Genomic DNA, 13,426 nt, shown 5'->3' with positions numbered 1-13,426 from the left:
AGGCATTCACTATGACTCAACAACGTGATCTACAAGCACTGATCGATTCCGCCCCCGTCGGTAAGACCCAGTGGCGCGTTATCATTTGCTGTTTTCTGGTCGTCATGCTCGACGGATTTGATACCGCAGCTATTGGTTTTATCGCTCCCGACATTCGCACTCACTGGCAACTGACTGCCGGGGAGCTGGCTCCGCTGTTTGGCGCAGGCTTGCTGGGTCTGACCGCTGGCGCACTGCTCTGCGGCCCGCTGTCCGATCGTTTTGGCCGCAAACGGGTGATAGAACTCTGCGTGGCGCTGTTCGGCGCACTGAGCCTTTTATCGGCTTTTTCACCCGATCTGCAAACGTTGGTTATTTTGCGCTTCCTTACCGGGTTAGGTCTGGGCGGCGCGATGCCAAACACCATCACCATGACGTCAGAATACCTGCCAGCCCGTCGACGTGGCGCATTGGTCACCATGATGTTCTGCGGCTTTACGCTCGGATCGGCTATGGGCGGGATTGTCAGCGCACAGCTGGTGCCGGTCATTGGCTGGCACGGCATCCTGGTGCTCGGAGGCGTTCTACCGCTGATGCTGTTTGTGGCTCTGCTGTTTGCGCTACCGGAGTCCCCGCGCTGGCAGGTTCGTCGTCAGTTGCCGCAAAACGTGATTGCCAGAACCGTTAGCGCCATCACCAGGGAACGTTATGACAATACCCAATTTTATCTCAACGAGGGTGCCGCGATTGCTAAAGGCAGCATTCGCCAGCTGTTCGTCGGGCGACAACTGCCCATTACCCTGATGTTATGGGTGGTGTTCTTTATGAGCCTGCTGATTATTTATCTGCTCTCCAGTTGGATGCCAACGCTGTTAAACCATCGCGGAATAGACCTGCAGCATGCCTCGTGGGTGACCGCCGCCTTCCAGATTGGCGGTACGCTTGGCGCGCTGGCGCTGGGCTTGCTGATGGATAAATACAATCCTTTCCGCGTGCTGGCCGTGAGCTATGCGCTCGGTGCGGTGTGTATCGTCATGATTGGCCTGAGCGAAAATGGCCTGTGGCTGATGGCGTTGGCCATTTTTGGCACCGGTATCGGCATCAGCGGTTCTCAGGTGGGTCTTAATGCCTTAACCGCCACCCTTTATCCGACGCAGAGTCGGGCCACGGGCGTTAGCTGGTCTAATGCGATTGGCCGCTGCGGCGCGATTGTCGGCTCGCTATCCGGCGGCGTGATGATGGCGATGAATTTCTCATTCGATAACCTGTTTTTCATTATTGCCGTTCCGGCGGCCATCAGCGCGGTGATGTTAGCCCTGCTGACGGTTGTTATCCGCCAGTCGGTTTCTGCCTCAAATACTCTGCCACGTGCAAGTGTTGTGAATGAATAAGGAGAATCCCTATGTCTGAACTGAATCAGGATGTTAAGAACAGCCGTCAGCAGTTTTACCAGCATATTTCCGGGCAGAATCTGACCCCGCTGTGGGAGTCACTGCACCGCCTGGTGCCGCAAACGCCGAACGCGAATTGTGCGCCTGCGTACTGGAACTATCAGGAGATCCGCCCACTGCTGCTGGAAAGCGGCGATCTGATTGGCGCGAAAGAGGCGATTCGCCGCGTGCTGGTGCTGGAAAACCCAATGCTGCGCGGGCAGTCTTCAATCACTCCAACGCTGTACGCCGGATTGCAGTTAATCATGCCGGGCGAGGTTGCACCGAGTCACCGCCATAATCAGTCTGCGCTGCGCTTTATTGTCGAAGGGAAAGGGGCATTTACCGCCGTGGACGGTGAGCGCACCCAAATGCATGAAGGTGATTTTATTCTGACGCCGCAATGGCGCTGGCACGATCACGGCAATCCGGGCAGCGAACCGGTGGTGTGGTTGGATGGTCTGGATCTGCCTTTGGTGAATTTGCTGGGCTGCGGCTTTGCGGAAGACTACCCGGAAGATCAGCAGCCGGTCACGCGCAAAGAAGGGGATTACTTACCGCGCTACGCGGCCAATATGCTGCCGCTGCGCCATCAGAAGGGTAACTCATCGCCCATTTTCAACTATCGCTACGATCGCAGCCGTGAAGCACTGCATGACCTTACCCGCATGGGCGACGCCGATGAGTGGGACGGTTACAAGATGCGCTACGTTAACCCAGTCACCGGCGGTTATCCCATGCCTTCAATGGGAACTTTCCTGCAATTGTTGCCGAAGGGCTTTACCTCACGGATGGCACGAACCACCGACAGCACTATCTACCACGTGGTGGAAGGAAGCGGGCAGGTCACCATCGGCAACGAAACCTTCAATTTTTCACCAAAAGATATCTTCGTGGTGCCAACCTGGCACGGCGTGTCGTTCCAGACCCGCGAAGATACCGTCTTATTTAGTTTTTCGGACAGACCGGTCCAGGAAGCGCTGGGGTTGTTCCGCGAAGCACGTTATTAATTTGGGAGAGAGAAAATGACGCAATACGTATTCGAACCACAAGCGCCTGTTACCGTTCCGGTGGTTGGCAGTGAGGAACAATTTCCCGTGCGCCGCGTGTACTGCGTGGGCCGTAACTATGCTGCTCATGCCCGTGAAATGGGCTTTGATCCGGATCGCGAACCGCCGTTCTTTTTCTGTAAACCTGCCGACGCGGTGGTTCCGGTGGCGGCCGGTCAAACCCTCGAACTGCCGTACCCATCTCAGACCGATAACTATCACTATGAGATAGAGCTGGTGGTGGCGATTGGTAAAAAGGGCAGCGACATACCGCTGGAAAAAGCGCACGAATATATCTGGGGCTATGCCACCGGTCTGGATATGACCCGCCGCGACAGGCAGATGGAGATGCGCCAGATGGGGCGTCCGTGGGAGATCGGCAAAGCGTTTGATCTCTCTGCTCCCATCGCGCCGCTGCATAAAGCCAGCGAAAACGTGGATGTTAACAATGCGCCTATCTGGCTGCAGGTCAACGGCGACGATCATCAGCGTAGCGATATTCGCCATCTCATCTGGTCCGTTAATGAAACCATTAGCTATCTGTCCGGCTTTTTCGAACTGCAGCCGGGTGATTTGATCTACACCGGTACGCCGGAAGGCGTGGGGGCGGTGGTGAAAGGGGATGTGATCACCGGAAACGTAGGTGGTTTAACCCCCATCGCCGTGAAGATTGTCTGAGGTGGATGATGAAGCTGTACAGTTTCTTTAATAGCTCCGCATCATATCGCGTGCGCATTGCGCTGGCGCTGAAGGGGCTCGATTACCAGACGGTGGGCGTCAACATTCGCATAGGTCAGCAAAACGAGCTGGCCTACCGGCGGATGAACCCGGTGGGGCTGGTCCCTACGCTGGTTACCGACGACGGAGAATCCCTCGGCCAGTCGCTGGCGATAACTGACTGGCTGGATGGCCACTTTCCGCAGTCGCCGCTGCTGCCTGCTGACTTCCCGACGCGCAGTAAGGTGCTGGAAATTGTCTATGCCATCGCCTGCGATATCCACCCCGTGAATAACATGCGGGTATTGCGCTATCTGAGTGAAGAATTAAAGGTCAGTGAAGAAGATAAAAAACGCTGGTATGCGCACTGGATCCAGCAAGGGTTAAGCGCGGTGGAACAGATGCTGCGCCAGAGTCACTCGGGGACGTTCTGCGTGGGTGATGCGCCAACGCTGGCGGACTGCTGTTTGATCCCGCAGTGGGCGAACGCGTTACGAATGGGCTGCGATCTGAGCGGATATCCGCGCTGTAAGGCGGTATATGATGCCTGTACTCAGCTTCCGGCGTTTATCGCCGCCGCTCCCGAGAATCAACAAGACAAAATTCCAGCCTGATAAGGAGAACGACAATGGCTAAAGTGACTCGCGCAATTATCGTGGGTGGTGGGATTGGCGGCGCGGCAACCGCGCTATCGCTGGCCCGTCAGGGCATTAAAGTGATGTTGCTGGAGAAAGCGCACGAGATTGGTGAAATTGGCGCTGGTATTCAGCTCGGACCGAACGCGTTCTCTGCTCTGGACAGCCTTGGCGTGGGGGAAATCGCTCGCCAGCGTGCCGTTTTTACTGACCACATCACCATGATGGATGCGGTAAATGCGAAAGAGGTGGTACGCATCGAAACCGGGCAGGCGTTCCGCGATCACTTTGGCGGTCCTTATGCGGTTATCCATCGGGTTGATATTCATGCCAGCGTTTGGGAAGCAGCGTTGGTTCATCCCAACGTTGAGTATCGCACGTCAACGAACGTGGTTGATATTCGTCAGACAGAAGATGACGTGACGGTATTTGACGAGCACGGCAACAGCTGGACGGCGGATATTTTGGTGGGCTGTGACGGTGTGAAATCGGTCGTTCGTCAGTCTCTGATCGGCGATGCGCCACGCGTGACCGGGCACGTGGTTTATCGCGCTGTGATTGATTGCGATGATATGCCGGAAGATTTGCGCATTAACGCGCCGGTGCTGTGGGCCGGACCGCACTGTCACCTGGTGCATTATCCGCTGCGCGGGGGCAAGCAGTACAATCTGGTGGTGACCTTCCACAGTCGTCAGCAGGAGGAGTGGGGGGTGAAGGATGGCAGTAAAGAGGAAGTCCTCTCCTATTTCGCCGGAATTCATGCGCGTCCGCGCCAGATGCTGGATAAACCCACGTCATGGCGGCGCTGGTCCACCGCCGATCGCGAACCGGTAGAAAAATGGGGCACCGACCGTATTACGCTGGTGGGCGATGCCGCGCATCCGGTGGCGCAATATATGGCGCAGGGAGCCTGTATGGCGCTGGAAGATGCCGTCACGCTCGGTAGGGCGTTACAGCAGTGTGATGGCGATGCGGCTGATGCCTTTGCCCTGTATGAGTCGGTACGCATTCCGCGTACTGCGCGGATTGTGTGGTCGACGCGCGAAATGGGCCGCGTTTACCACGCTGCGGGCGTCGAGCGGCAGGTGCGTAATCTACTGTGGAAAAACAAATCACAGGCGGAATTTTATCGCGGTATGGAATGGCTGTACGGCTGGAAAGAAGATAACTGTCTGTCGCCACGCTGAGCCACTTTAATCTGCCGAACGGAGGCGCTACCATAGCGCCTCTTTTTTTGCGGGTGACGATATGCGTGTTTTACTGGCGCCGATGGAAGGCGTGCTCGACTCACTGGTGCGCGAGCTACTGACTGAAGTGAATGATTACGATCTGTGTATCACCGAGTTTGTGCGCGTGGTGGATCAGCTCCTGCCGGCAAAAGTATTTCATCGGCTCTGCCCGGAACTGCATAACAACAGCCGGACGACATCCGGCACGCGGGTACGCATACAGCTACTGGGGCAGTATCCGCAGTGGCTGGCGGAGAACGCGGCTCGCGCGGTAGAACTGGGGTCGTACGGTGTCGACCTGAACTGTGGTTGCCCGTCCAGGCTGGTGAACGGCAGCGGCGGCGGCGCGACGTTATTGAAAGATCCTGAGCTTATCTACCGCGGCGCAAAAGCCATGCGCGAAGCGGTGCCGGACCATCTCCCGGTGACGGTGAAAGTGCGCCTGGGTTGGGACAACAGCGACCGCCAGTTTGAAATTGCTGATGCCGTCCAGCAGGCTGGTGCCAGCGAGCTGGCGGTGCATGGAAGAACCAAGGAGCAGGGTTATAAGGCCGAACATATCAACTGGCAGGCGATAGGTGAGATTCGCCAGCGGCTTACTATTCCAGTTATCGCGAATGGCGAAATCTGGGACTGGCAAAGCGCCCAGGATTGTATGGCCATCAGCGGATGTGATTCGGTGATGATTGGACGTGGTGCGTTAAATATCCCGAACCTGAGCCGTGTGGTGAAATACAATGAGCCACGTATGCCATGGCCTGATGTCGTGAAGCTGTTGCAAAAATATACCCGCCTTGAAAAGCAAGGGGACACCGGGCTATATCACGTGGCGCGGATTAAGCAGTGGTTAGGGTATTTGCGCAAAGAATATTCAGAGGCAACTGCGCTTTTTCAGGACATTCGTGCGTTAAACAACTCACCGGACATCGCACGTGCGATTCAGGCTATCGAAATTACTGCCTGAACTCAGTTTCAGTAGGCCGGATAAGGCGTTTACGCCGCCATCCGGCATCAGAGAGAATAATAGCCTGAGATTTCTGCTATCAGGCCTGGGCGAAATGACGACATCAGAAAATCATCTTAAACACGCCTGTTACCACCAACAGCCCAATCAGAAAAATAATCAGAATTACCCACAGCAGAATTTTCATTAACTTTCCCTTTTTTTGGTAAGTTCAGATTGAGTATAGGAAAGTATCAATCATTCTGCCTGGCGATGCTGTTATGCCGGTTTACGTGCGCTGAGCAGAAACACCATTGGCCGCTCTTTTTCTTCATCCAGCGCCGGGTTTTCTGCAATCTGCTCTGCGGACGGTCCCCATTCATCGACACAGACGATCTCGAATCCGGCTCCAATCAGCGCATTAATCCAGGTCGCCAGCTTACGGTGCTGTTTTTTGACGCCTTCGGCAAACCAGTTACTGATGCGCTCACCTTCCTGTTGATAATGATTAACAGGCCAGGACTGTTGCCCGGTTTTATCTTTTATCCAACCCTGGTTAAGCGGTGCGGTATAAATTGGATGCTCGGCAGAGAAAACTAACATGCCGCCTGGCGTTAATGACTGGTAAATAGTTACGAATAATCGTTCTATATCGTGCAAATAGTGCAGGGCAAGCGAGCTATAAACCAGGTCAAAAGAATTTGGGGACAGGGTTAGCGTTTCGAGATCTTCACGCTGATAGGTGATGCCATTACCCTGCGTCATGCTGTGTGCCTGGGTTAACATCTTTTGTGAAATATCCAGACCGACTACGCTGGCGGCCTGATTATCGCGTGCGTAGCGGCAAAACCAGCCATATCCGCAGCCTAAATCAAGAATATTTTTTCCCTGCAGGGAGGGGAGCATCGCTTGTATTGTCGGCCATTCTGGCGCACCGTCGAGTCCCTTTACTGAACGATCCAGCGTGGCATATCCGGCAAAGAACTCGGGGTCGTCATAGATATTCTGTGACATAATGTCTCCATTCATTAATTATTAAAATTATTTAATCTATATTATTTGTTTGGTGTATATTTTGCTGATTATATATTTTTATTGCCAAAGATGTATTGCCACGCGTAACTAAAAAAGCAGGAACGACAAGTCGTAATCTCTGCACATCTTTTCTTACCTGTATATCTCCATGAATCGTAATTCAGTGTTTGTCACGACGGCATTGTTGCCGCTTTTTGTTCTGATGGCTGGCTGTGCGCCTATGCATGATGACCGCCAGTCTCTGTCGCAGCAGGCTCCTGCTGCGAATGTCGATACCACATTGCCCGCAGCGTTAAAAAATGGCTGGCCGGACAGCCAGTGGTGGAAGGCATACCATGACCCCCAGCTTAATGCGTTGATTGACAGCACGTTGCGAAATTCACCTGATATGCAGGTAGCGGAACAGCGCATTCAACTGGCGGAGGCGCAGGCTAAGGCCGTGGAGGCGCAGGACGGCCCGGAGATTGATTTCTCTGCGGACGTTGAGCGTCAGAGAATGTCAGCCGAGGGGCTGATGGGACCGTTTGCCATTACCGATCCGGCCGCTGGGACAACAGGGCCGTGGTACACCAACGGCACCTTTGGTTTAACCGCAGGCTGGAATCTGGATCTGTGGGGTAAAAATCGGGCCGAAGTGACGGCGCGTATAGGGGCCGTTAAGGCCCGTGAAGCCGAGCGCGAGCAAACCCGACAACTGCTGGCGAGCGGCGTGTCTCGTCTGTACTGGGAATGGCAAACGCAGGCCGCGCTGAAAACCGTGCTGACGCAAATCGAAAGCGAGCAACAAAACGTAATTACCGTCGATCGTCAGCTCTATCAAAACGGTCTTACTTCTTCGGTGGAAGGCGTTGAAACCGATATCGATTCCGGTAAAACAGAGCAGCAGCTGAACGATGTCAGCGGCAAAATGAAGGTGATAGAGGCGCGGCTGAGCGCGCTGAGCAACTCACAGTCCACTGCCCTGAAGCTCCACTCAACCAAACTGCCTGTGGTTGAAAGCCAGCTCCCGTCACAGTTGGGTTATTCTCTGCTGGCCCGTCGGCCGGATTTACAAGCGGCGCACTGGTACATTGAGTCATCGCTGAGCAGCATTGATGCGGCAAAAGCTGCGTTTTATCCTGATGTGAATCTGATGGCATTTTTACAACAGGATGCGTTGCATCTGAGCGACCTGTTCCGCCATTCCGCACAGCAAATGGGCGTAACCGCCGGGCTGACGCTGCCTATCTTTGATAGTGGCAGGCTGAACGCGAATCTCGACATTACCAAAGCGCAAAGCAACCTGACGGTGGCGAATTACAACAAAGCCGTGGTGGATGCGGTGAATGACGTGGCACGTGCAGCATCGCAGGTGGAAACACTGGCGCAGAAGAATCGGCATCAGCAGCAGATTGAGCATGATGCCCAGCGCGTAGTGGGCCTGGCGCAGGCGCGCTTTAATGCCGGTATTATTGCAGGCTCCCGGGTCAGCGAAGCAAAGATCCCAGCATTACGTGAGCAGTGCAACGGTCTGGTGTTACAGGGCCAGTGGCTGGATGCTTCCATCCAGTTGACCAGCGCGCTGGGCGGCGGCTACCACGCTTCGTAACGTACCTGCCCGGTAGACACTGTTCTACCGGGCCGTTTTCTTGCCGCTGCGTTTTTTCAACCACCAGCGTGCGCCCACCACCAGCACAATCACCAGAACCAGCCATATCCAGTGCTTAATGTGTTGATCGAGATTGTGCAGCCACGGCGCTATCACTTCACCACCCACGTAACCCAGGGTGGTAAATAACGATGCCCAGACAAATGCGCCCAGTATATTTAGCGGTAAAAAGATCTTCGGCGGCAGATGACTGGCGCCAATCAGTAAAGGGCCAATAACGCGAAAGCCGTACATAAAGCGCGTACCGACCACAAACAGGTAAGGACGTCGCTGGATCATTTTCTGTGCGTAATCAATTTTTGCCTGATGGCGCGAGAAGCGACGTAAAATTTTGCCGCCAAAACGGCGCCCGAGTAAATACAGCAACTGATCGCCAATCATCCCACCCAGCGCCACTGAGAGCACCACCAACGGAAATTTCAGCACGCCCTGATGTGCCGCCACGCCGCCTAACAGGGTAATGGTTTCGCCTTCCGCCAGGCTGCCGATGATTAACGCAGCATAGCCGTATTGCGCAACATAATGATTTATATCCATACGATTGTATGACCTCCACTGCTAATAGCATACACCCTATGAATGCTTGATGCCGGAAAAGCCGCGTAGTCGCGTTCTAATGCTTGTCAGTTAAGTATTATGAAGTACATGTAATTCTGGCTCAGGGTTCCGTTCACCTCCGCGGTGTCATTTCTCTGAAACGCCGTTACCCGTGAACGTGCATAGGAGGCTCACCGCCGCCTCCCTTGCAACCCAGGCTCCCGGCGGGAAAATCGTCGCTGCGCGAGTTATTCGTCTTATGTCGTCTGCCAGTCGGGTCGGGGCCGAGCCTGCATCCCTGCAGGCCGTCCCCTCTGCCCGCATCCCTGCGGGCAGCCCCGGTAGCCTGAAGGAATAAGCGGAGGGAACCACGAAGTGGCAATTTTCCCGCCGGGAGCCGGGATTGTTAAGGGTACGGCGATAGTACCCTTAACACGTTCACATACAGTATTGTCTCAGAGAAGTGATAAACATTGGGTGAACGTAACAGTACGCCGGAGGTAACAGATTCATTACCTCCGGATGTTCCGCTCTCAGTTATCGTGACGGTTACTCTACTTCGTTAACTAACTGACATTCGCCGTAGCGATCCGGTATTTTTTCTGTGTACATAAAATAATCAAAAGCTGAATTATACTTGAAGTGTTGAGGTCCGGAGCTGACAAGAAGGGGGCGGTATGAACCATGTCTGGGGGCTGTTTTCCCATCCCGATCGTGAAATGCACGTGATCAACAGCGAAAACGAAAGCGTTTCGCATCACTATACCCATCACGTACTGCTGATGGCGGCAATCCCGGTTGTTTGCGCGTTTATCGGTACCACGCAAATCGGCTGGAATTTTGGCGATGGCAATATCCTGAAATTATCCCTGTTAACCGGGTTTGCGATGGCAATCCTGTTTTACGGGGTGATGCTGGCAGGCGTTGCCGTCATGGGCCGGGTTATCTGGTGGATGGCGCGAAATTACCCGCAGCGTCCGTCGCTGGCGCATTGTATGGTCTTTGCCGGCTATGTCGCGACGCCGCTATTTTTAAGCGGGCTGGTCGCACTTTATCCGCTGGTCTGGTTGTGCGCATTAGTAGGGACCATCGCGCTGTTTTACACCGGCTATTTGCTTTATCTCGGCATACCGACGTTCCTGAATATCACTCGCGAAGAAGGGTTAAGTTTTTCCAGTTCGACGTTGGCAATCGGTGTGTTGGTGCTGGAAGTTTTGCTGGCTATTACGGTGATCCTGTGGGGTTACGGTTATCGGTTATTCTGACGGATCAACCTGTCTGCGCTGCGTTGTTGACGCAAAAGTCAGCAACGCAGCATTTCGAGACGATTCTCCTGTGGCGGCAAACATGCCGGATCGCTATGATGCCTGAGCTAGCTTGAGAAAATACTTAATCTCGGGCGGTGTGCGTTATGACGTGCGTAAACCATTATCAGAAATCTCATCATGCTGAAATTCCGAGTTTCATTATTAAGCCTTGCCCTGGTGCTGGCCGTTCCTTTTGCACCCCAAGCCGTGGCGAAAACGGCAACTACCGCAGCGGCTTCTCAACCAGAGATAGCGTCCGGTAGCGCGATGATTGTTGATCTGAATACCAACAAAGTTATCTATTCGAACCATCCGGACCTGGTGCGTCCGATTGCGTCGATTACCAAATTAATGACGGCGATGGTGGTGCTTGATGCGCGACTGCCGCTGAATGAAAAGCTGAAAGTTGATATTAGCCAGACGCCGGAAATGAAAGGCATTTATTCTCGCGTGCGATTGAACAGCGAAATCAGCCGTAAAGACATGCTGTTGCTGGCGCTGATGTCATCTGAAAACCGTGCGGCGGCGAGCCTCGCGCATCATTACCCTGGCGGGTATAACGCGTTTATCAAAGCCATGAATGCTAAAGCGAAAGCGCTCGGCATGACCCAGACACGTTTTGTGGAACCCACCGGATTATCGATTCATAACGTCTCGACTGCCCGTGACTTAACCAAGCTGCTTATTGCCAGCAAACAGTACCCACTGATTGGTCAGCTAAGTACGACGCGTGAAGATATGGCGACGTTTGCCAACCCGGCGTATACGCTGCCGTTTCGTAACACCAACCATCTGGTATACCGCGATAACTGGAATATTCAGTTAACCAAAACCGGATTTACCAATGCGGCGGGCCACTGTCTGGTGATGCGTACGGTAATTAATAACAAACCGGTGGCGCTGGTGGTGATGGATGCCTTTGGTAAATATACTCACTTTGCCGATGCCAGCCGTTTACGTACCTGGATTGAAACGGGTAAGGTGATGCCGGTTCCGGCGGCGGCGCTGAGCTATAAAAAGCAAAAAGCCGCGCAGATGGCAACTGCAGGTTCGGCGACGGGCGAGCAAACCGCGCAGAACGATTAAACCGGACCAGGCAAGCGAAGCGCCCCGGCAACGTGCCCGGTGGCGCTTATCTTTTTCTGGTTACGACTCTTTCCAGAACTTCTGCTTACTCGTTTTCCCAATACCCGGATTCATACTGTTGGTAGGGTCATTCTCACGGTAAAAACGGGTCAAGGTTTCCGGTGCCTGATACAGATGCCCGACGTTGTGCTCTGCCGGATACTGCGCCCCACGCTCGCGCAGGAGTTCCAGCATCTGTTCTTTCAGCGCATGCGCATCCACGCCTTTCTTCACAATGTAATCCTGATGGAAGACGTAGCACATAAAGTGACCGTAATAGAGTTTGTGCACCAGTTGACTGTCGATCTCTGCTGGCAGATGCTCGTACCATTCGGTATCGTTACGGCGTAGCGCGATATCCAGCGCCAGAATATCTTCCACTTCATCCGCATGAACGGCCTGATAACGTATAGCCGCGCCAGCCGCTGCAAAGCGGTGCAAAAACGCCTTGCTGCCTTCTTCCGCGGTACAGGCAAAGAAATCGCCTTCAGCGGTTTTGAAATATTCGCTAAGCCAGTTTTGCGCTTCAGCCACGCCGCCGCCGGCCATTTTTAGCAGCAGGTGATGTTCGTACTTATCGCGCCAGCTTTTCATGCGTGCCGGTAAGTGGCTGGGGAACAAATGACCAAATTTCTGCATTGCCCGATCGGTAAAGTGCGGACGGAAAATTTTCACTTTTTCCAGCATTGCATCGGTGCGACCTTTCAGGGTGAAGAAGAACGGCATTTTGTCGGTGCCGAGCTTGTCGATCATCAAAAACGTATCTTTGCCGTATTGCTCAGCGATGTCGTAAATATCGCGGTGCATGTATTCACCGGCGACCGGCAGATGCTCAAATTTCGCCAGAATATGTCGACGGATCTCCGTCAATACCTCTGGCTGGTTGGTGCCAATATAAAAGACCTGCTGGTTTTTTTCGGCTTCGAAGGTGTCCAGGCGCACGGCGAAAACCGCGAGCTTACCTGCACAACCGGATGATTCAAACAATCGATCCGGATCGGCGTTATAGCGTGCAGGCGTATCCGCCTCGATATCTCTGACGCGGGTAACATAGTCGTGATCGTGCGCATGACGTCCGTCGTGGCGGACATCATCATCTTTGATCCGCTCGTCATCAAGTTTGCTCAGGATCTGCTCCGGGGTCTGACCCAGCTCGATACCCAAATGGTTAACCAGCTGTAATTTGCCCTGTTCATCAATACGCGCAAATAGCGACATCTCCGTGTATGCCGGGCCGCGCTGTACCAGCGAGCCGCCGGAGTTGTTGCAAATGCCGCCAATCACGGAAGCGCCGATACAGGAAGACCCAATTACTGAATGCGGCTCACGGCCAAACGGTTTGAGCGCTTTTTCCAGCGAATAGAGTGTGGTTCCTGGATAGGCCAGCACCTGTTCGCCTTTGCCAATGACGTGCAGCTTATCAAGACGCAGAGTGCTGATAATGACAATTTCGCGGTCATAATCATTACCGCTTGGCGTAGAGCCTTCGGTCAGACCGGTGTTTGCGGCCTGCATCAGGATAATTTTATCTGCGGCGACGCAGGCGCTCAAAACGCGCCACAGTTCTAACAGCGAACCCGGGAACACGACGGCAAGCGCATCGCCCTGGCCGGAGCGGAAACCCTTGCGATAGCGGGCGGTTTTAGCAGGATCTGTGAGCAGGTGTGAATGACCCACCAGACGGGTCAGTTCATTCAGAAAAGCTTTATTATCTGTTGTAATGGAAGACATTCTCCACTCCTTGTGGTGGGACTCAATATCAGGAACAAGCATAGCGCTTTGTATGACAATA

The 13,426-nt window shown here is 53.9% G+C and carries 13 protein-coding genes; 9 read left to right on the top strand and 4 right to left on the bottom strand.

Translation table 11 applies throughout. The features are described 5' to 3' along the window. The first annotated feature begins 11 nt into the window (after positions 1 to 11). The 6 genes from mhbT to dusC all read left to right on the top strand — a co-directional run bounded on the left by mhbT (position 12) and on the right by dusC (position 6,003). The gene (gene mhbT, locus E1B03_RS17640; RefSeq protein ID WP_133086674.1) at positions 12 to 1,370 is read left to right on the top strand and encodes a 3-hydroxybenzoate transporter MhbT; all 1,359 of its coding nucleotides are present in this window, start codon (positions 12 to 14) and stop codon (positions 1,368 to 1,370) included. Positions 1,371 to 1,381: 11 nt separating this feature from the next. Beyond that, positions 1,382 to 2,419 (top strand): gentisate 1,2-dioxygenase, encoded by a 1,038-nt coding sequence (gene gtdA / locus E1B03_RS17635; protein ID WP_103770463.1) that lies wholly within the window; start codon positions 1,382 to 1,384, stop codon positions 2,417 to 2,419. Positions 2,420 to 2,434: 15 nt separating this feature from the next. Beyond that, complete coding sequence (locus E1B03_RS17630) at positions 2,435 to 3,136, top strand: fumarylacetoacetate hydrolase family protein (RefSeq protein WP_133086673.1); 702 nt, start codon at positions 2,435 to 2,437, stop codon at positions 3,134 to 3,136. Between the two features lie 8 nt (positions 3,137 to 3,144). Beyond that, positions 3,145 to 3,789, top strand: coding sequence for a maleylacetoacetate isomerase (gene maiA, locus E1B03_RS17625; protein WP_103770465.1), 645 nt, complete (start codon positions 3,145 to 3,147; stop codon positions 3,787 to 3,789). A gap of 14 nt (positions 3,790 to 3,803) precedes the next feature. Then, positions 3,804 to 4,997 (top strand): 3-hydroxybenzoate 6-monooxygenase, encoded by a 1,194-nt coding sequence (locus tag E1B03_RS17620; protein WP_133086672.1) that lies wholly within the window; start codon positions 3,804 to 3,806, stop codon positions 4,995 to 4,997. 61 nt (positions 4,998 to 5,058) lie between these two features. Next, a complete protein-coding gene (dusC, locus tag E1B03_RS17615) occupies positions 5,059 to 6,003 on the top strand; it encodes a tRNA dihydrouridine(16) synthase DusC (protein WP_133086671.1) in 945 nt (314 codons plus the stop codon). 103 nt (positions 6,004 to 6,106) lie between these two features. Here the strand turns inward: dusC and yohP are convergent, their stop codons facing one another. Together yohP and E1B03_RS17605 are read right to left on the bottom strand one after the other, a co-directional pair. Continuing rightward, on the bottom strand, positions 6,107 to 6,190 hold the full coding sequence (gene yohP, locus E1B03_RS17610) for a small membrane protein YohP (protein ID WP_015572324.1): 84 nt from the start codon (positions 6,188 to 6,190) through the stop codon (positions 6,107 to 6,109). Positions 6,191 to 6,261: 71 nt separating this feature from the next. Beyond that, positions 6,262 to 6,996 carry a class I SAM-dependent methyltransferase gene (locus E1B03_RS17605; protein ID WP_133086670.1) on the bottom strand — a complete coding sequence of 245 codons (735 nt, stop codon included), beginning with the start codon at positions 6,994 to 6,996 and terminating at the stop codon, positions 6,262 to 6,264. 169 nt (positions 6,997 to 7,165) lie between these two features. Here E1B03_RS17605 and mdtQ point away from each other — a divergent pair, with 169 nt between their 5' ends. Next, positions 7,166 to 8,605 (top strand): multidrug resistance outer membrane protein MdtQ, encoded by a 1,440-nt coding sequence (gene mdtQ / locus E1B03_RS17600; protein ID WP_133086669.1) that lies wholly within the window; start codon positions 7,166 to 7,168, stop codon positions 8,603 to 8,605. A 24-nt stretch (positions 8,606 to 8,629) separates the two neighbouring features. Here mdtQ and E1B03_RS17595 read toward each other — a convergent pair whose 3' ends face one another. After that, a complete protein-coding gene (locus E1B03_RS17595; RefSeq protein ID WP_133086668.1) occupies positions 8,630 to 9,202 on the bottom strand; it encodes a DedA family protein in 573 nt (190 codons plus the stop codon). A gap of 677 nt (positions 9,203 to 9,879) precedes the next feature. Between E1B03_RS17595 and E1B03_RS17585 the strand changes: the two genes are divergently transcribed. Together E1B03_RS17585 and pbpG are read left to right on the top strand one after the other, a co-directional pair. Beyond that, positions 9,880 to 10,467, top strand: a complete 588-nt coding sequence (locus E1B03_RS17585) for a Yip1 family protein (RefSeq protein WP_003840142.1) — start codon at positions 9,880 to 9,882, stop codon at positions 10,465 to 10,467. Positions 10,468 to 10,647: 180 nt separating this feature from the next. After that, a complete protein-coding gene (gene pbpG, locus E1B03_RS17580; protein ID WP_103770471.1) occupies positions 10,648 to 11,595 on the top strand; it encodes a D-alanyl-D-alanine endopeptidase in 948 nt (315 codons plus the stop codon). 60 nt (positions 11,596 to 11,655) lie between these two features. Here pbpG and dld read toward each other — a convergent pair whose 3' ends face one another. Continuing rightward, positions 11,656 to 13,365, bottom strand: coding sequence for a D-lactate dehydrogenase (gene dld / locus E1B03_RS17575; protein ID WP_103770472.1), 1,710 nt, complete (start codon positions 13,363 to 13,365; stop codon positions 11,656 to 11,658). Positions 13,366 to 13,426: the final 61 nt, after the last annotated feature.

The sequence above is a fragment of the Citrobacter arsenatis genome, assembly GCF_004353845.1.
GTDB classification, from domain to species: Bacteria; Pseudomonadota; Gammaproteobacteria; order Enterobacterales; family Enterobacteriaceae; genus Citrobacter; species Citrobacter arsenatis.
This window is presented reverse-complemented; position numbering and strand designations above follow the sequence as displayed.

Coding starts and splice junctions, on each gene's coding strand:
- mhbT (WP_133086674.1), top strand. CDS start 12: ATGACTCAACAACGTGATCTACAAGCACTGATCGATTCCGCCCCCGTC.
- gtdA (WP_103770463.1), top strand. CDS start 1,382: ATGTCTGAACTGAATCAGGATGTTAAGAACAGCCGTCAGCAGTTTTAC.
- E1B03_RS17630 (WP_133086673.1), top strand. CDS start 2,435: ATGACGCAATACGTATTCGAACCACAAGCGCCTGTTACCGTTCCGGTG.
- maiA (WP_103770465.1), top strand. CDS start 3,145: ATGAAGCTGTACAGTTTCTTTAATAGCTCCGCATCATATCGCGTGCGC.
- E1B03_RS17620 (WP_133086672.1), top strand. CDS start 3,804: ATGGCTAAAGTGACTCGCGCAATTATCGTGGGTGGTGGGATTGGCGGC.
- dusC (WP_133086671.1), top strand. CDS start 5,059: ATGCGTGTTTTACTGGCGCCGATGGAAGGCGTGCTCGACTCACTGGTG.
- yohP (WP_015572324.1), bottom strand. CDS start 6,190: ATGAAAATTCTGCTGTGGGTAATTCTGATTATTTTTCTGATTGGGCTG.
- E1B03_RS17605 (WP_133086670.1), bottom strand. CDS start 6,996: ATGTCACAGAATATCTATGACGACCCCGAGTTCTTTGCCGGATATGCC.
- mdtQ (WP_133086669.1), top strand. CDS start 7,166: ATGAATCGTAATTCAGTGTTTGTCACGACGGCATTGTTGCCGCTTTTT.
- E1B03_RS17595 (WP_133086668.1), bottom strand. CDS start 9,202: ATGGATATAAATCATTATGTTGCGCAATACGGCTATGCTGCGTTAATC.
- E1B03_RS17585 (WP_003840142.1), top strand. CDS start 9,880: ATGAACCATGTCTGGGGGCTGTTTTCCCATCCCGATCGTGAAATGCAC.
- pbpG (WP_103770471.1), top strand. CDS start 10,648: ATGCTGAAATTCCGAGTTTCATTATTAAGCCTTGCCCTGGTGCTGGCC.
- dld (WP_103770472.1), bottom strand. CDS start 13,365: ATGTCTTCCATTACAACAGATAATAAAGCTTTTCTGAATGAACTGACC.